Below are 17,599 nucleotides of genomic sequence, written 5' to 3'. Positions count from 1 at the left end.
CATTGTTATGACCACTAGATATTTAATATTAGAAGATGGAACATCATATAAGGGAAAAGGCTTTGGTGCAGAAGCTACCACCACTGGTGAAATTATTGTAAATTCTAATATGTTAGGCTATCAAGAAGTTATAACAAATCAAATTTACCATAATCAAATCATCGTTTTCACCCAACCATCAATTGGTAATACTGGGATTAATCACAAAAGTTTTGAAGCAATTGTAACTAATACTAAGGGTGTTGTGGTAAAGGAATATTCTAATGTTTCTACTAATCGATTAGGGAACCTTAATTTAGATCTTTTCTTAAAACAACATAACATCCCAGGAATTGCTGGAATTGATACCCGTGAATTAACCCGTAGACTAAATAAAAAGCCAACAATGAAGGCAAGTATTGTTGATATTGATGACGAACATGCTTTTGATCAATTACATGCAACTGTTTTAACCAATCAACAAGTTAAGCAAGTTTCTACAACATCACCATTTCCAAACACTGGTGATGGTAACAATATTGTACTAATTGATTTTGGGCTAAAATACGGTATTTTAAGAAAGTTAGCAGACCTTGACTGTAATGTTATCGTCATGCCTTGGGATACTTCTAGCAAGGCCATTTTTGACCTAGATCCTGATGGAGTAGTTTTATCTACTGGACCAGGATCACCTTTAGACTTACCTAGTTCTGTTTTAGACATGATTAAGGATGTTCAAAAGGAAATTCCAATGTTCTCAATGGGATTAGGTCATGAATTATTTGCATTGGCCAATGGTGCTAATGTCTATAAACTAGATGGTGAACACCACGGTAGCAATCATCCCATTCGACAAATTATTACTAATCAAATTATTTATGCTTCACAAAGTGAGGGATACGCTGTTGATCCTAAGTCCATTATTCATGACCAATTATTAATCACATACGTTGATTTAGTTAATGGAACTGTACAAGGGATTAGACATCGTGATTATCCAGCTTTTTCAGTACAATTTTCTCCAGATGGAGGTCCTGGACCACAGGATAGTGCGGATACATTTGAAGAATTTCTAGAAAACGTTAGCTCACAAAGGAGATAACATATGATCGATAATGAAATAAAAAAGGTATTAATTCTAGGTGGGGGACCTTCTAAAATTGGTAGTGAAACTGAGCTAGATGCATCAGCATTTCAAATGATGGTAGCCTTAAAAAAGTTAGGTATTTCAGTACTAGTGATGGATAATAATCCATTTTCATTAACTCTTTCTGAAGTTCAACCCGCTAATATTTTTATCAAAGAAATTAATGTCAAAAACGTAATTGATGTTTTAAATAAAGAACAACCAGACGCTCTTATTCCGATTACAGGAGGACTAAGGGCTGTTCATGTTGCTCAGGAATTAATTAATCAAGGTATTTTAGAAGATTTAAATGTGAAAGTATTGGGTATTTCCAAGGAATCATTAAAGGTTCTAAATAGTCCTGATAAAATGAAAGCCGCAATTAATAGTGTTTCTGAACCAGCCGTTCCTTCCAAAATAATTAGAAGTGAATCTGAAGCTTTTGCGGTGGTTAGAGATATTGGTTTCCCCGTTAACATCAAAAAAGTTAACCAAAGAGAAAGCACTGAAAGAATCATTTGTAACAATGCTGAAGACTTATCCGATTTACTTGAAGATGAATTTAAGGATGACAGCGTATGCGTAATTGAAAAGAGCATTGTTGGATACAAACAAGTTGAAACAGTAGGGGTTAGAGATCAAACTAACACTAAAATTTTAATTGCTGGTTTGGAAAATATTGATGCTGTTGGAGTCCATTCTGGTGATTCAATGATTATCACCCCGGTTCAGACATTAAATGATATTGAATACCAAAATATCAGAACAGCAACATTCAAAATTATGGATTACTTAAACATAATCGGAGCATGTCATATTCAATTTGCTCTAGATACAAACGATGGTTCGAACTATTACGTAACTAAAATCAATCCAATCATTAATAGTAGTACTGCATTAGCTGCACGTTCTACAGGATATCCATTGGTTTATGTATGTACGAACTTATTGTTAGGCAATTCATTAAACGAAATTAAATTGCACAATAACTATCATCATTTAACCCCAATTATGGAGCCAACATTAGACCATGTTGTTGTTAAAATGCCAGTATGGCCTTTTGATAATATTCGAGAAGCAGATCAGCATTTAGGTACAAAAATGAAATCTGTGGGTTCTACCATTGGTGTGGGAAGAACTGTTGAAGAAGCGTTACTAAAAGCGCTTAGAAGTTCACAGTTTTCACCTAGAGATGTATTACCAAGTATGAAAGAAATTAGTAATGATGAATTGATTAGTCAATTAATTCATCCTAAATCTGATCGTTTACTAGTGTTAATCGAAGCACTTAGACGTGGTTATCAAATTGATGAATTAGAAGAATTAACAAAGATTAACCAATTCTATTTCTATAAATTAAAGGCATTGTTGGATGTTGAAGAGTTAATCATTAAAGAACCAATGAAACTCAGTACTATCGAAGTAGCACATGACTTTGGCTTTGGTGATGGTATGATGGCTGAAACTTGGCAAGAACCAATTGAATCAGTTAGAGCTTTATATCATGCTGAAAATGAATATCCAACTTATAAAACAATTGAACCTTCAGCTGGTGAATTTGATCAAAATATTAGATCGTTTTACAGTAGTTATGAAGTTGAAAACGAATCCCATCGAGAATCTGAAAAGACAGCTTTGGTAATTGGACGTGGGGGAAATAAACTCGGACCAAATACTGCGGCTGATTATTATACAGCTGAGATGCTAATTCAACTTCATAAAATTGGTTACAAGACAATTGTAATGAATAATAATCCCAATGCTTTATCATTGAGCCCTCAAATCAGTGATAAACAATACATTGAACCAATTCAATTAGGAGCAATTCTTAATATAATTGAACTGGAAAAACCGGTTAGGGTATTTATTCCTGGAAATCGTCATTTCTTATTAAAACAATTGAAACAATACACCAATTTAAATGTTCAAGTGCTTCCACCTGATCAAGAAACAGGGGTTGTTTTACCGAAAGATGTTACTTATGCATTGAACTTCTTTGTTACTAAAGAAGACAGTTACTTCATATCTACTGAAAAGCTTATTAGCAATAATAAGAGTGATTTAGATTATGTAACTGCCTATGAAACACCATATGTTTTAGACGAAAGTACTTTAGAACAAGATATTCAGTTATCTAAAGAGCATATCGCGAGTTCTAATTGGATTGGTTTAGTCCAAATCTTGTTTAATCAAAATAAGAATGGTGAATCAGAATATGTTGGAATTAGACCACTAAGACTTACTGAAACAATTTTCCTAAGCAGGGCGACAGGAATTAATTGGGTACGCGCCCTTGTCAGATTCTATACTAAGAAGTTAGATATAGACGCCCTTATGGCTTCTATGCCTGATATTTCAAATATAACTACTCAGATGCAAGCAACCTTCCCATTTAAACAATTAAACGTCAAAGTTGATCATGCTAATAGTTCCCAAGAAGTCGGAGCTAAAATTAAATTTAAAATTAACGATTAAAAAATACCCTTTTCATATTAATTGAAAAGGGTATTTTTATTTAATTATTTGATATATCCATCTTTAGTAATTGTCGCATTTTGCTTAAATGATGTACTTTCAGAATCAGTTTCAATAACACCTTTAAATTTATTACTGTTAACCTTCTTTAAGTTATATATCTTAATATTAACTTGTTCTTCATCATATTTGATGTTAAACGTGATTTCTCCGCTGTTATTTTGATATGTTCCAACATCATCACTGTAATTATTAGGATTCTTGTAGATTCCATTTAAATCTGATTTATCTTCAGCAATTAATACTTGATTATGTTTGTTAAAGAATAAATATGTAACGTTTGAATCTCCACTTTCTAGTTTCCAAATTACTTTACTTTTCTGATCAGCCTTAACTAGTAAGTTAGCATTATTATTGGTAAATTGATAAAATTTTCCATTATCAATTGTATTTCTAATTCCTAAACCAATTAAAACAATCACTATAAAAGCAAACAGATAAACTTTTCTGCTTTGTTTAAATATCTTCATAATAACTCTCCAATTCCATAATATGTTTGAATTCTATCATATGAAACTTAAAATTCTGATTATTTTGACTTGTAATTTTCATAAAAAATAAAAAGGGCGCTTTACACTGCAAGTTAATGTATAACTATACACATGAATATAAAAACTTGCAGCACAGAGCGCCCTATATTTGTATCTATTTACGCTTTAATACATCAACCGATATTCCCAGCAATTTATTGGCATAAAGGTAATTATCTTTAGTACATTTTTCATTTGAAGTGAGTAGGTGGAACTTTTGTCCCGAATCCCTTGAAAATAAGTTAGTATCGATTAAACCGTTCTTCATGTAGAATCGATATCTAGCATCACGTTGCTCAGAATTAGGGAAATTACCAATAGTGGATTCACATTCTAATATAAATCCATCCTTAAATTCTTTATTTAAAGCATTAATAACCAGTTTCCCAAGTCCTTGACCACGAATACTTGAATCGATAGCAAAGTAGAAAATAAACGCTTTAGTATTCATATCTACTAAATAGATAATACCAGCTTTGTTATCATTATATTTAATTAAATACATCTTTATACGATGATCAGAATTAGACATTTGAACTAAATCATTAAATGGCGTTTTTTCGTATTCTGGAAATGAAGCATCATATAAGTTCATCCAATAGTTTGATTCATCGATATTGCTAATTTCAGAAAAAGAAATCATAAATAAATCCTTTCAATATTTTATATAAGTTTAACATATTATGTAAGAAATCAATAATTAAGACAATGAACTAAAAGTGCTATTTTTTCTTATTTTATATCTACTTCGCATAATATATATTATGTAAAGTAGATAAATAAAATTAAACAGAGACATATTTCACATATTCCCCCTTTATATATTTGCAATTAATTAATAGTAAAAATAAAAAAGCATCCAAATTAATGAATGCTTTTAATTATTGATTAAGTTCACTAACAATATCTTGTTCGAACTTACGAGGATTTTTTAATGGTGAATATCTTTTAATAAATTCGCCATTCTTATTAATTAAAAATTTAGTATAGTTAAACTTTATACGGCCTTTACCTGAAGCATTTTTCAAGTAAGTAAATAATGGTAATTCATCTTTACCGTTAACTTTCGCTTGTTTGCTCATTGGGAAAGTTACACCGTAGTGTAATTGGCAATATTCACTGGTCTTTTGATCATCTTTTAACTCCATATGGAATTGATTTGATGGAACGCCAATGATAACAAAATTATCATCTTTATATTTATCGTATAAGTATTGTAGATCTTTTAATTGTCCTGCAAGACCACACTTACTTGCTGTATTAACAACAAGTACTACCTTACCTTTTAAATCATTAAAATCAATGTTTGATCCATTCATTTCAGTTAACTTAAAATCGTAAAAATTTTTAATCATATAACTTCACTCTCAATCGAATTTATTATTTCCAACGAGACTTAATTAGTTTTTGCATGATTGGGTTACCTAGAACAACAACAAGTAATACCATTTGAATTGGTGTTGTAATAACTTGTTTTACTAGTCTAGTCATGATAAATACTTTAAAACTGTATCCTGATGTTAATGGTGATAAAGTTAAGAATAAAGTATTCATAAATGTGTTTACCAATAAGGTAATAATTAATTGAGCTACAATTGCTTTCCATGGACTGAATTTTTCATTTTTGTATAAAAATAGTCCAAAGATAAATGCTGCAGTCATTGCTGATAGAGTAAAACCTGGTAAGTACATTTGTCCACTCAATAGTGTAAACATTACATCACAGACCCCTGCTACTACTGCTGAAATGATTGGTCCATACATGGATGCCATTACAGCTGTAACTAGGAATGAGAAAGTAAATACAACGATTGGAGTGTGTATTCCAAATTTTCCTAATACATATGACAATGCCATTAAAATAGCAATTGTTGATGCGTCCCTAACGTTAATACGTGGAACTCTAAATAAAGTTGAAGCATTCATAAAAACAAGACATCTCCTAGTGGAGCTGCCACTAAATCATTATAAAAACGATATTATAAAAACGTTGTGGCGAATGCGGGATATACATCGCAACCGTAGTTTTCGTCTAGCGTTCACATTCCGTTCCACTAGCACTTTACGCATATAACCCTACTCCTAAATTTTTTTGCAAAATAACTTGCAACATCTATATTATCATTTATAAAAGCATAAAACAACTAACGTTTTATACTTTTGTTCAATTAATGTTTGTGTTTTGATGAATAATAACCCTAAAATTCTAATTAAGTCCGTTTATTTGATGTAAAATATTAACTTATTTGGTTTCTGTATCAATCATCCAGGCTAATGCTAATGATTTATTTCCTAAATGAGTTCCAATAACTGGACCAAAATAACTTTCTTCAATCTTCATATCAGGATAAATAGACTGAATACTTTCTTTCCATTCGTGTCCAGCTTCAGGATCATTTCCATTAATAACGATGGCTTTTACTGGATAATCGACTTTATCAATTGCTTCTTTAAATAGTTCTTCAGTTCTCTTTAATGCTTTTTTACGAGAACGAACTTTTTCAAAAGCTACAATTTCGTTTGATTGCTTATCAAATGTTAGAAGCGGTTTAATCTTTAACAAACTACCTAAAAACGCAGAAGCATTTGACAGTCTTCCACCTCTAACTAAGTTTTGCAAATCATCTACAACAAAAATTTCATCAATGGTATCTCTAACCATATCTAAGTGTTCAATAACTTCTTCAATTGATTTACCTGCTTCAACCTGTTTAGCAGCTTCAATTACCAAGTTCCCCATTAATTTTACTGTAATTTTTGAATTGTAAGGAATTACTTTAATATTTTCAATAGTCGGTGCTAACGCGGATAGTGAATTAAAGAACCCAGAAATAGTACTTGCTAAATGAATACTGATAACTGCATCGTATCCCTCTTCAGCTAGACTATTGTACATATTGATTAATTCTCCCATAGCAGGTTGAGAAGTACTTGGGAATGATTGCGAATTCTTCAATTTTTCATAGAATTCCTCGGTTGAGATATTTACCCCTTCTTCATAACTCTTACCATCAATCATGACAGGCATTGGAATAATATGAATGCCATATTTTCCTTGCTCTTCTTTTGATAAGTAAGAAGTACTATCTGTTACGATTGCAATTTTCATTATTTATCATCCTTTTAATCTTAATACGATCTTTTAATTTATATAAAAATTATAACATTAAACCAGTTTTATATCATGAGAACTCTGTTATTTTTGCTAAGTATAGCTTATTTAAGTTATACTATATTATAAGATTTTTAACGAAAGAGAGATGATAAAATGTCATTTGATGGTTCATTCACACATGCTATGGTCGCTGAATTAAATAACCTAGTTGCTGGTGGTCGAATTTCAAAAATTAATCAACCTTATGATAATGAAGTCGTTATCACAATTAGATCTAACCACGAAAATTATCCTATTTTAATTTCTGCGAACCCTAACTATGCACGTGTACAAGTTTCAAGAACTTCATATGTTAATCCCAAGGTTCCAACTAATTTTACAATGACATTGAGAAAACATCTAAGCGGATCAATTTTAAAAAAAGTTACTCAAATTGATAATGATCGAGTAATGGTTTTTCATTTTACAACACGCAATGAAATTGGTGATCTCAAAGAAATGATGTTAGTTGTAGAAATTATGGCTCGTCATAGTAATATTATTTTAGTAGATACTCAAGATGATATGCGTATTATTGACGCTATTAAACGCATTGGTGCTGATAAGAATAGATATAGAACCATTTTACCAGGAGATACCTACATCACTCCTCCAAACCAAAATATGATTAATCCATTTAGTGATGACTTTGACTTTAACATAGTGGAAACATTGCTTTCTAACTATCCTAACCAAGAAGTTTTGGCTACTGAATTTCGTAAAACATTCCAAGGATTAGGAAAGGATACATCACTATTTTTAGCAAAAATGATGCATGTTAGTACAAATCATAGAGATGGATTCAGTGAATTCTTTTCATTTTTTGATAATCCAAATCCTACACTTATTGAACATAATGGATCAGCAATTTTTACAGTTTATCCTTTTGAAGAAGAAGATACAAACTTTAACTCTTTAAGTGAACTTCTTGATCATTTTTATGAAACAAAAGCTAGATTAGATCGCGTTAAGCAACAAGGTAGTGTTTTAATCAAAGTGGCTAAATCTGAACTTAAGAAAAACAAAACTAAAAAGAAAAAGTTGGAAAAGACTTTAGAAAACACGAAATACGCTGATGATTATAGAGTTAAAGGAGAAATTTTAACGACCTATCTACATGAAATTAAAAAAGGGATGACTAAAATTACCCTTCCTAACTTTTATGATAATGGTAATCCGATTGAAATTAGTATTTCTAACCAAATTTCTCCATCAGAAAATGCACAAAAGTATTTCAAAAGATATCAAAAAGAAAAGAATGCTGTATCTTATGTTACTGATCAACTTGAAAAGACGATTAATGAAATCAATTATTTTGATAACATCTTATCCCAAATTGAACTTGCTAATCCATCTGACTTAGACGACATAAAAGTTGAGTTTGAAAATGAAGGTTATTTAAAACATCATAATAATCATTCAAACAAAAAAGGTACCAATACGAAAATTAGTAAGCCTGAAGAATTTATTACTGATGAAGGTGTTCATATTCTTGTTGGTAAAAACAATTTGCAAAACGATAAATTAACAATGAAAGATGCTGATAAACGTGACACTTGGTTGCATACTCAAAAGATTCATGGATCACATGTTATTATTAAAGACTTTGATCCGGATGATAAAACGATTGAAGACGCGGCTATGCTTGCAGCATATTTCTCTAAAGCACGTGATTCAGCAACCGTTCCAGTTGACTATGTTCAAGTTAAAAAAATTAGAAAACCTAACGGGGCAAAACCTGGTTTCGTTATATATGAAGGTCAACAAACCGTTTATGTCACTCCTAGCAAAGAATTCGTTGATAACTTAAGAAAGAACAAATAAAAAAAGATTGCCTATTGGCAATCTTTTTTATTATCTAGCCCATTTTGTATCTTTAAATTGTTGACGACCACCTAATTCTTCAATTTGTGCTCGTAATGGGTTCTTTTTATAGAAATCTTGGTGATAATCTTCAGCTGGATAGAAAGGCTTTGCATCTTCAATTGAAGTAACAATTGGATCATCAAACATGCCACTTTCAGCTAAAGCTTTTTTAGAAGCTTCTGCCACTTCTCTTTGTTCTTCGCTATTTACGAAGATTACTGGACGATAACTGTCACCACGGTCTTGGAATTGACCAGCAGCATCAGTTGGATCAGTTTGTCTCCAGTAAATTTCAACAAGTTCTTTGTATGAAATAATTTCTGGATCAAATGTGATTTCAACCGCTTCAGTATGACCAGTAGTATGGCTACATACTTGTTCGTATGTTGGGTTTTCTACGTGTCCTCCGGTATAACCTGAGATTACACTTTCGATTCCTGGTTGTTGATCAAATGGTTCAACCATACACCAGAAACAACCACCCGCAAAAATTGCTGTTTCTTTACTCATTATAAAATCCCCCTTTTATTTAAATTCAGCTGCGTATTTACCGTAGCCTTCTTCTTCTAATTTATCAACTGGAATAAATCTTAATGAAGCTGAGTTAATGCAGTATCTCAATCCACCCTTATCTTGTGGTCCATCTGGGAAAACATGTCCTAAATGTGAGTTTGCTTCACTACTTCTAACTTCATTTCTAATCATTCCGTGAGAAGTATCTAGATTGCTCTTAATACTGCTTTGTTCGATTGGTTTAGTGAATGCTGGCCATCCACAACCAGAATTGTATTTATCTTTTGATGTAAACAATGGTTCACCTGAAACAATATCTACATATAATCCATCTTCAAAGAAATCATCGAATTCATTTGTAAATGGTCTTTCAGTACCAGCGTTTTGAGTAACTTCATATTGTTCGTCTGTTAAACGACTTCTTAATTCTTCTTCACTGTATTTTTTCATAATTAACAGCTCCTTTGCTTAATTATGACATATCAAATGCTGATATATCGTACACGACATATCTATAATGATAACGAATATTGAAAATATTGCAACTCATTAGCACAATATATTATTCAGCATCCTTACCCCAATATGCATTACCGGCAAGTGCCATTATGATGTAATAAATGTACTTTCCTACGTTTGCAAAATTAAATTGACTAAATGCCTTAGCTAATTGAATAAAGTCGTATAATAGCCAGAATTTCCATTGTGTTGAAATCTTCATGGCATTCATAATATTTGCGATTAATGAGATTCCAAATACAAAACTAGTTAATACATATAGGACAGAATCAGATGAATTTAGTTGACCGTATCCAATGTAATTGATACCAAAACTAAATAACAATGATAATAGAGATAAAATAACAAAAAGTATTTTTCCCTTAGCAGTATTCATTAAGTTTGATTTCTTAAATTTATCAGAATTAGTCCATGTCTTAATTGCCCAGATCTGAATAATAAAACTAATTGGATAAGTTAAAATTGCACCATGATTACCTAGTAAGTAATCAATAATACAACCCAAGATAATCTCAGGTACCCCTATCCAATTCCCCCAATTACTAAATCTACCAACCAATCTAGTAGACATAATAGACATACAAGCATCAAATGCACTAATTAAACCAAACGGAACAAAGATTGCCCAATGTCCCCAATGAGTCACATCATTAAGTGATTCAAATAGATATCCTGATAGAAATGCACAAATAAATATAATTACAATTCCTAATAAATCCATTACTCTTGAAGTTGCTAAATTTCTAAATACTTTTACCATTTTGAAAATCTCCTATTGTTTTTATTTGAGACAGCCGTATTCCGGATGCAACGCTGTCAGATATTTTATATAAATAAAAAGCACACCTCTAGGATGTGCTTTTTACCGTCCTAATATTTAATCTAAAACATCAGTTAATTGAGGAACAACTTGTTTCTTTCTTGATACAACACCTGGTAAGGCGATTGTATCATCTGAAATAGTTTGGTTAAATGCTTTTTCAACAGCATCTTTAGGTTCACCATATACAATGGCTTCTGAGTTGCTGTCTAAAACATTAGTAGCAATAACTAAGAATAAATCATATCCTTCAGCCTTTGCTTCTTCTTCCATAGCTTTTAGTAAATCAGCTTTACGTTTTAAGACGTCGTTAACATCAACAGTGTTAATTTGGTCAATACGAACGGCTTTGCCACCCATAGTGAATGACTTAGCATCACCGTCAATTAGATCTTTATCAGATCTAGCATCAACGTTAGTACCAGCTTTTAGCATCTTGATACCGTATTCTTCGTAATCAACATTAGCAATTTTAGCTAAGGCTTCAACTGCTTTCTTATCAACATCTGTAGTTGTTGGTGATTTTAGTAATAATGTATCAGAAATGATTGCTGATAACATTAAACCTGCTAACTTTTCAGGAATTTCAACATTTTTTTCATTGAATATTTCGAAAATTACAGTACTTACACAACCAACAGGTTCTGCACGATAAAATACTGGTTTTTCAGTATTAAAGTCTGCAATTCTATGATGATCAACAACATGAGTTACAGTTAATTTATCGATATCTGAAACACTTTGTTGAGGTTCATTGTGATCCACTAGCATAACAGATTCAACTTCTGATGAAGCTTCACTAATTACACGTGGCGCATCTTGTTTGAAGTAGTCTAAAACAAACTTAGTTTCTTCATTAGGAGTACCTAAAGCTACTGCTTCAACGTCGTAACCTAATTTGTTTTGTAAATATGCATATTCGATAGCTGCACAAATTGCATCAGTATCTGGACTTTGGTGTCCGAAAACTAATTCTTTAGCCATGATAAAACTTCCTTTATCTTTTTAGTAGTTGTCCTTTAATCTTGATAGATAGTCTCTTTCATCTAAGAAAGCATTGAATTCTTCTAGGAATGAACCTACACGAGGAATCATCTTCTTGTTTGATCTGTAGACGAATGCTAAATCAAAATTAATGTTTGGATTCAAACGGGCAACCCATGTATTATTATCTTCCAATTTTTTAACATCTTTGTCAATCATAAATGAACTTGGAAGTGCAGTATTTAATCCAGTGCTAACTGCAAAACGTAAAATTTGTTCTGGAGTTGAGAAACAAGCACCACTCTTAGGATTATCTAACAATTGATCCTTGTATTCTGTTTTTAGAATTGAATCTAAGAAGTAATCTTCTGGATAAGTAACCCATGGTCTATCCAATGTATCCTTAAACTTAATCTTATCTTTTCCAGCAAATTTTTCATTATGGTGAATGTACATTAAATCATCACTCATAATCTTTTGTGCTTCATATGGCTTCCAGTTCTTAATTGATGAATCTGGTAAGTACATAATTGCTAAATCAATACGGTTGTTTTCTAAACTTTCCCAAATTTCCTTACGAGTTAACATTCTTAAGTTAATCTTTAATTCAGGATTCTTTTTGTACAATTCAGCGATGAACTTTTCAAATACTTTAACTTGAATAGATGATAAAACCCCAATGTTAATATCACCAGTTGAAGCACTGTTTGATTGTTCAATTTCGTCAGCAGTTTGGTTTAAGATTTCATAAATGTCTTTTGTAGACTTTAGCATGATGTTACCAGCTGATGATAACTTCAATTTCTTACCAATTGAATAAAATAATGGTGCCCCAACAGTCTTTTCAAGCTTTTTAATTTGTTGAGTAAGAGCTGGTTGAGTAATCCCCAAAATTTGTGCTGCTTGAGTGTAATTCATAGTTTCTGCTAATTGCAAAAAGTATGAAAGTGTTTTTGAAGAGAAAATATTTTCTTGCTTAGTTTTTTTCATTTTTTACCCCTGTTTATCCATAAAATTATCATATAATAAATTCTTCATTAAGATATAATAACCTAATCATCATAAAATAACAATAAATTTTATGCTTTTTATAACAATTATTCTATAGATAATATTACTTAATGTTTGCCACTACTTCAGGATGCAAAACCATCATTTTTAATGGTTGTCCTTCAGCATCAACATCTAATAATGCAGATCCATTTGATTGTCTGTCATTAATTGGGTGTTCAGAAGGCATAATGTCATGAGTACGACGTCTATCAGTAACAACTTGGATTGGATTGTAACTGTCGTTAGATTCTTCAAGTTTAACTAAATCTACTAATTCATGTGGATTCTTCTTAAGTGGTTTTAGAACTTGAACTCCTCTACGTGCACGACTAGCCAATGGAACTTCACTAACCTTCATATTCTTGTAGAATCCACGTTGGGTAATCATCCCCACGACATCATCTTCTCTAACCAATGCAACATTAGCGACAAATTCATCATCCCTAATATCCATTGATCTAACACCAGTTGAACGAGCACCTGAATAAGATACTTCATCTAATTCAAAGCATGTTGCTAATCCCACATTTGAAGCAATAAACACTAATGGATTATCATCTTGTTTTTCTACATATTCCACATTTAATACATAAGCACTATCATCTTTTAGCTTTTCATAAACAGCAGGTCTAGAACGATAATTACGTCCTGGTGCTAATTTATCAAATTCGGTTTGTTTGATATAACCGTCACTAGTCGAAATAACAAACTTACCAGTTTCTTTAAGCGTCTTAAATGACATGACCTTAATAATTGCTTCATCATCACTTAAACCAATTGTTTGAGAAATATGTTCACCAGTTTCCTTCCACTTCGCATCAGTGATTTCATAAACTGGACGGTAAATTAAGTTACCTTTATTAGTAAACATGAATAAATGTTGTAATGTGGTTAATTCTTCTAAAAAGATTGGATAGTCATCTTCTTTTAGACCATCATCATCAACATCTGAAGCTTTGTATGAACGAACACTACTACGTTTTAGATAGCCATCATGACTAACCATCACAACAACATCTTCTTCTGGAACAGTAATTGTCTTACTGATCTTTAGTTCTTCCACTTCAGCTTCAATCTTAGTCAAACGATTATTACCATATGCTTTTTTAATTGCCTTAAATTCATTAGTAAGAACACGATTCAATTCACTATCATCGTTTAAGATCTTATTGAATTCTAAAATATCAGCAGTTAATTTGGCCTTTTCAGTTTCTAGTTCAACCACATCTGTATTAGTTAAACGGTATAGTTGTAACTTAACGATTGCATCTGCTTGTTTTTCAGAGAAATCGAATTTAGTAATCAAGTTATTACATGCATCTTTACGATTATCACTAGCTCTAATTGTCTTAATTACATCATCTAGGATAGATAAAGCTTTAATTAAGCCATCAACAATATGTTGTCTAGCCATTGCTTTATCTAAATCGTATTGAGTACGTTTAGAAACCACTAATCTTTGATAATCAAGATATGAGTCCAAGATTTCCTTTAAAGATAATCTTTCTGGACGCATTTTGTTGATTGCAACAACGTTAAAGTGATAGTTAATTTGTAAGTCGGTATTCTTAAATAGGTAATTTAAGATTCCGGTAGCATCTACATCTCGTTTTAATTCGATAGCAATAGATAAACCATTACGATCACTTTCATCTCTAACTTCAGCAATACCATCAATTTTCTTATTGATTCTGATTTCATCAATTTGTTTTACCAATTGAAGCTTATTCACTTCATATGGTAATTCACTTACCCTAATTAAAGTTTTATTACCACGTAGTTCTTCAACACTAGTCTTAGAACGAATAATAATCTTTCCACGACCAGTTTCATATGCTTTTTTAATACCATCTAGGCCTTGTACGATTCCTCCGGTTGGGAAGTCAGGACCCTTAATGAATTCCATTAATTCTTCTAATGAAGCATCTGGATGTTTTTGCAAGTGCATTAAAGCATCTAATACTTCTGTTAGGTTGTGAGGTGGAATTTCAGTTGCATATCCTGAAGAAATACCAGTTGCACCGTTTACCAATAAGTTAGGGAAACGTGATGGAAGTACAGTTGGTTCATTTTCAGTGTCATCAAAGTTTGGCACCCAATCAACTGTATCTTTATCAATATCTCTTAGCATTTCTGATGCAATTTTACTCAATCTAGCTTCGGTATAACGCATCGCCGCAGCAGGATCTCCATCCATTGAACCATTGTTACCGTGCATTTCGATTAATGGTTCTCTGATTTTCCACTCTTGACTCATTCTTACCAATGCTTCGTAGATGGAACTATCACCATGGGGATGGAAATTACCCATAACATTACCAACTGACTTAGCTGACTTTCTGAAACCTTTATCAAAGGTGTTTCCATCTTTGTTCATCGCATATAGAATTCTTCGTTGAACAGGCTTTAGTCCGTCACGAACATCTGGTAACGCTCTTTCTTGAATGATTGATTTAGAGTATCTACTAAATCTTTCACTCATGATTTGTTCAAGCGTTAATTTTTCAATCACTGAATGATTAGCCACTTTGTTTCCTCCTATCTATTCAATTTCTGTTTCTTTAGCTGTATCTAGAATACTGCCGTCTTCTTCTAGTGTGAATTTAACGTTTTCTTCGATCCATTCACGTCTTGGTTCAACCTTATCACCCATAAGAGTAGTTACACGCTTTTCAGCAAGTGCAGCATCATCAATTTGAACTTGAATTAAAGTTCTGTTATCTGGGTCCATAGTAGTTTCCCATAATTGATCAGCGTTCATTTCACCAAGCCCTTTAAATCTTTGTAAAGCAGGATGTTGGCCAAACGCTTTTAACTTGTCGGTTAATTCGTCGTTAGTCCAAGCATAATCAACTTGGTTCTTCTTACCAGACTTTTGTTGAATCTTATATAAAGGTGGAAGTGCAATGTACACTCTACCTTGTTCAACCATTGGACGCATGTACTTGTAGAAGAATGTTAATAACAGAATTTGAATATGGGCACCATCATCATCGGCATCGGTCATGATAATGACTTTATCATAGTTGGCGTCTTCAATATTAAAGTCAGCACCAACACCAGCACCAATTGTATAAATCATGGTACTTATTTCTTCGTTCTTCAAGATATCATCTAGTTTTGCTCTTTCAGTATTTAAAACTTTACCACGTAATGGCAAAATTGCTTGATGCTTACGGTCTCGTCCTTGCTTTGCAGAACCACCCGCAGAATCCCCTTCGACTAGGAATAGTTCATTTTTAGAAACATCTTTAGATTGCGCTGGTGTTAATTTACCAGATAGTAATCTTTCCTTCTTGTGTTTCTTCTTACCATTACGACTTTCATCACGAGCTTTACGTGCAGCTTCTCTAGCCTTACGCGCTCTTAATGACTTATGAACTAATTCTTGAGCGAAATCATTGTTTTCTAATAGGAAGTAACCTAATTGTTCAGAAACAATATTATCAACAATAGAACGAACTTCTGGACTACCTAGTTTTTCTTTAGTTTGACCTTCGAATTGTAGCATTTCTTCAGGAACTTTAATTGAAATCACTGCAGATAGACCTTCTCTAACATCAGTTCCATCTAAGTTCTTTTCTTTATCCTTTAATAGCTTTACTCTACGAGCGAAATCATTAAATGACTTAGTCCAAGCACTTCTAAATCCAGATTCATGTGTTCCACCATCTTTAGTTCTAACGTTATTAACGAATGAAAGTGTATTTTCTGTATAACCGTCATTATATTGAGCAGCTACTTCAACTTCAACACCATCTTTTGATCCATCAAAATACATGATGTTACCAAGAGTATGCTTGTCTTCGTTCAAGTATTGAACAAACTCTTTAATTCCATCTTTAAAATGGAATTCTTCGCTACGTTCTTGTCCCACTCGTTCGTCAGTTAAAGTAATTTTAATTCCGTTCAATAAGAATGCTGATTCTCTTAAACGTTGTCTTAAAATATCGTAGTTATAAATAGTGGTTGTAAAAATACTACTATCAGGCTTGAAAGTGACAGTAGTTCCACTATGTTCATTTGTTTTACCTATTTTCTTAAGAGTGCCAATTGGTTGACCACCATTTTCGAAATCTTCTTCATATTTGTAACCATCTCTAACAATAGTTACACTTAAACTGTTTGAAAGTGCATTAACAACACTGGAACCTACCCCGTGCAAACCACCAGAGGTCTTGTATCCACCATTTTCTGTAAACTTACCACCAGCATGTAATACAGTTAGGATTACTTCTGGAGTGGGTTTACCAGATGAATGCATTCCTACAGGCATTCCACGTCCGTGATCCACCACTGTAATACTATTATCATTATGTATAGTAACGTTAATTTCGTCACCATAACCGGCTAATGCTTCATCGACCGCATTATCCACAATTTCGTATACCAAATGATGTAATCCCTTACTATCGGTAGACCCGATGTACATACCAGGACGTTTTCTAACTGCTTCCAATCCTTTAAGGACTTGAATGGAGTCATCATTATAGTTTTCTGACTTATTAGCCATCATTACG

Annotated in this window: 15 protein-coding genes and 1 riboswitch; of the genes, 3 read left to right on the top strand and 12 right to left on the bottom strand. The window is 32.4% G+C overall.

The features are described from left to right. Positions 1–7 precede the first annotated feature (7 nt). The gene (locus RZ74_RS03085) at positions 8–1,081 is read left to right on the top strand and encodes a carbamoyl phosphate synthase small subunit (RefSeq protein WP_053949993.1); all 1,074 of its coding nucleotides are present in this window, start codon (positions 8–10) and stop codon (positions 1,079–1,081) included. 3 nt (positions 1,082–1,084) lie between these two features. After that, positions 1,085–3,580 (top strand): carbamoyl phosphate synthase preATP-grasp domain-containing protein, encoded by a 2,496-nt coding sequence (locus tag RZ74_RS03080; RefSeq protein ID WP_053949992.1) that lies wholly within the window; start codon positions 1,085–1,087, stop codon positions 3,578–3,580. 44 nt (positions 3,581–3,624) lie between these two features. On the opposite strand, the gene RZ74_RS03075 is transcribed toward RZ74_RS03080, so the two are convergent. The 5 genes from RZ74_RS03075 to RZ74_RS03055 all read right to left on the bottom strand — a co-directional run bounded on the left by RZ74_RS03075 (position 3,625) and on the right by RZ74_RS03055 (position 7,279). Beyond that, positions 3,625–4,110 (bottom strand): hypothetical protein, encoded by a 486-nt coding sequence (locus RZ74_RS03075; protein ID WP_053949991.1) that lies wholly within the window; start codon positions 4,108–4,110, stop codon positions 3,625–3,627. Positions 4,111–4,285: 175 nt separating this feature from the next. Then, positions 4,286–4,813 (bottom strand): GNAT family N-acetyltransferase, encoded by a 528-nt coding sequence (locus tag RZ74_RS03070; RefSeq protein WP_053949990.1) that lies wholly within the window; start codon positions 4,811–4,813, stop codon positions 4,286–4,288. A 238-nt stretch (positions 4,814–5,051) separates the two neighbouring features. Further along, positions 5,052–5,522, bottom strand: a complete 471-nt coding sequence (locus tag RZ74_RS03065) for a glutathione peroxidase (RefSeq protein ID WP_148562088.1) — start codon at positions 5,520–5,522, stop codon at positions 5,052–5,054. A gap of 28 nt (positions 5,523–5,550) precedes the next feature. Continuing rightward, positions 5,551–6,096 carry a folate family ECF transporter S component gene (locus RZ74_RS03060; protein ID WP_053949988.1) on the bottom strand — a complete coding sequence of 182 codons (546 nt, stop codon included), beginning with the start codon at positions 6,094–6,096 and terminating at the stop codon, positions 5,551–5,553. 65 nt (positions 6,097–6,161) lie between these two features. Next, positions 6,162–6,256: riboswitch (THF riboswitch) on the bottom strand. Between the two features lie 156 nt (positions 6,257–6,412). Beyond that, complete coding sequence (locus RZ74_RS03055; protein WP_053949987.1) at positions 6,413–7,279, bottom strand: DegV family protein; 867 nt, start codon at positions 7,277–7,279, stop codon at positions 6,413–6,415. 159 nt (positions 7,280–7,438) lie between these two features. Between RZ74_RS03055 and RZ74_RS03050 the strand changes: the two genes are divergently transcribed. Then, positions 7,439–9,148 carry an NFACT RNA binding domain-containing protein gene (locus tag RZ74_RS03050; RefSeq protein WP_053949986.1) on the top strand — a complete coding sequence of 570 codons (1,710 nt, stop codon included), beginning with the start codon at positions 7,439–7,441 and terminating at the stop codon, positions 9,146–9,148. Positions 9,149–9,178: 30 nt separating this feature from the next. On the opposite strand, the gene msrA is transcribed toward RZ74_RS03050, so the two are convergent. The 7 genes from msrA to parE form a co-directional block, all read right to left on the bottom strand. Then, the gene (gene msrA / locus RZ74_RS03045) at positions 9,179–9,700 is read right to left on the bottom strand and encodes a peptide-methionine (S)-S-oxide reductase MsrA (RefSeq protein ID WP_053949985.1); all 522 of its coding nucleotides are present in this window, start codon (positions 9,698–9,700) and stop codon (positions 9,179–9,181) included. Between the two features lie 15 nt (positions 9,701–9,715). After that, positions 9,716–10,153, bottom strand: a complete 438-nt coding sequence (msrB, locus tag RZ74_RS03040; protein ID WP_053949984.1) for a peptide-methionine (R)-S-oxide reductase MsrB — start codon at positions 10,151–10,153, stop codon at positions 9,716–9,718. Between the two features lie 112 nt (positions 10,154–10,265). Next, positions 10,266–10,982, bottom strand: coding sequence for a nicotinamide mononucleotide transporter (locus RZ74_RS03035; protein ID WP_053949983.1), 717 nt, complete (start codon positions 10,980–10,982; stop codon positions 10,266–10,268). Positions 10,983–11,099: 117 nt separating this feature from the next. Further along, complete coding sequence (locus tag RZ74_RS03030) at positions 11,100–12,026, bottom strand: manganese-dependent inorganic pyrophosphatase (protein WP_053949982.1); 927 nt, start codon at positions 12,024–12,026, stop codon at positions 11,100–11,102. Positions 12,027–12,047: 21 nt separating this feature from the next. Beyond that, positions 12,048–13,016 (bottom strand): LysR family transcriptional regulator, encoded by a 969-nt coding sequence (locus RZ74_RS03025; RefSeq protein WP_053949981.1) that lies wholly within the window; start codon positions 13,014–13,016, stop codon positions 12,048–12,050. A 124-nt stretch (positions 13,017–13,140) separates the two neighbouring features. Continuing rightward, on the bottom strand, positions 13,141–15,606 hold the full coding sequence (gene parC, locus RZ74_RS03020) for a DNA topoisomerase IV subunit A (RefSeq protein ID WP_083437151.1): 2,466 nt from the start codon (positions 15,604–15,606) through the stop codon (positions 13,141–13,143). 15 nt (positions 15,607–15,621) lie between these two features. Continuing rightward, positions 15,622–17,592: a DNA topoisomerase IV subunit B gene (gene parE, locus RZ74_RS03015; RefSeq protein WP_053949980.1), complete on the bottom strand. Its 1,971-nt coding sequence runs from the start codon at positions 17,590–17,592 to the stop codon at positions 15,622–15,624. Between the last annotated feature and the right edge of the window lie 7 nt (positions 17,593–17,599).

The sequence above is a fragment of the Apilactobacillus apinorum genome, from assembly GCF_001281175.1.
GTDB lineage: Bacteria > Bacillota > Bacilli > Lactobacillales > Lactobacillaceae > Apilactobacillus > Apilactobacillus apinorum.
This window is presented reverse-complemented; position numbering and strand designations above follow the sequence as displayed.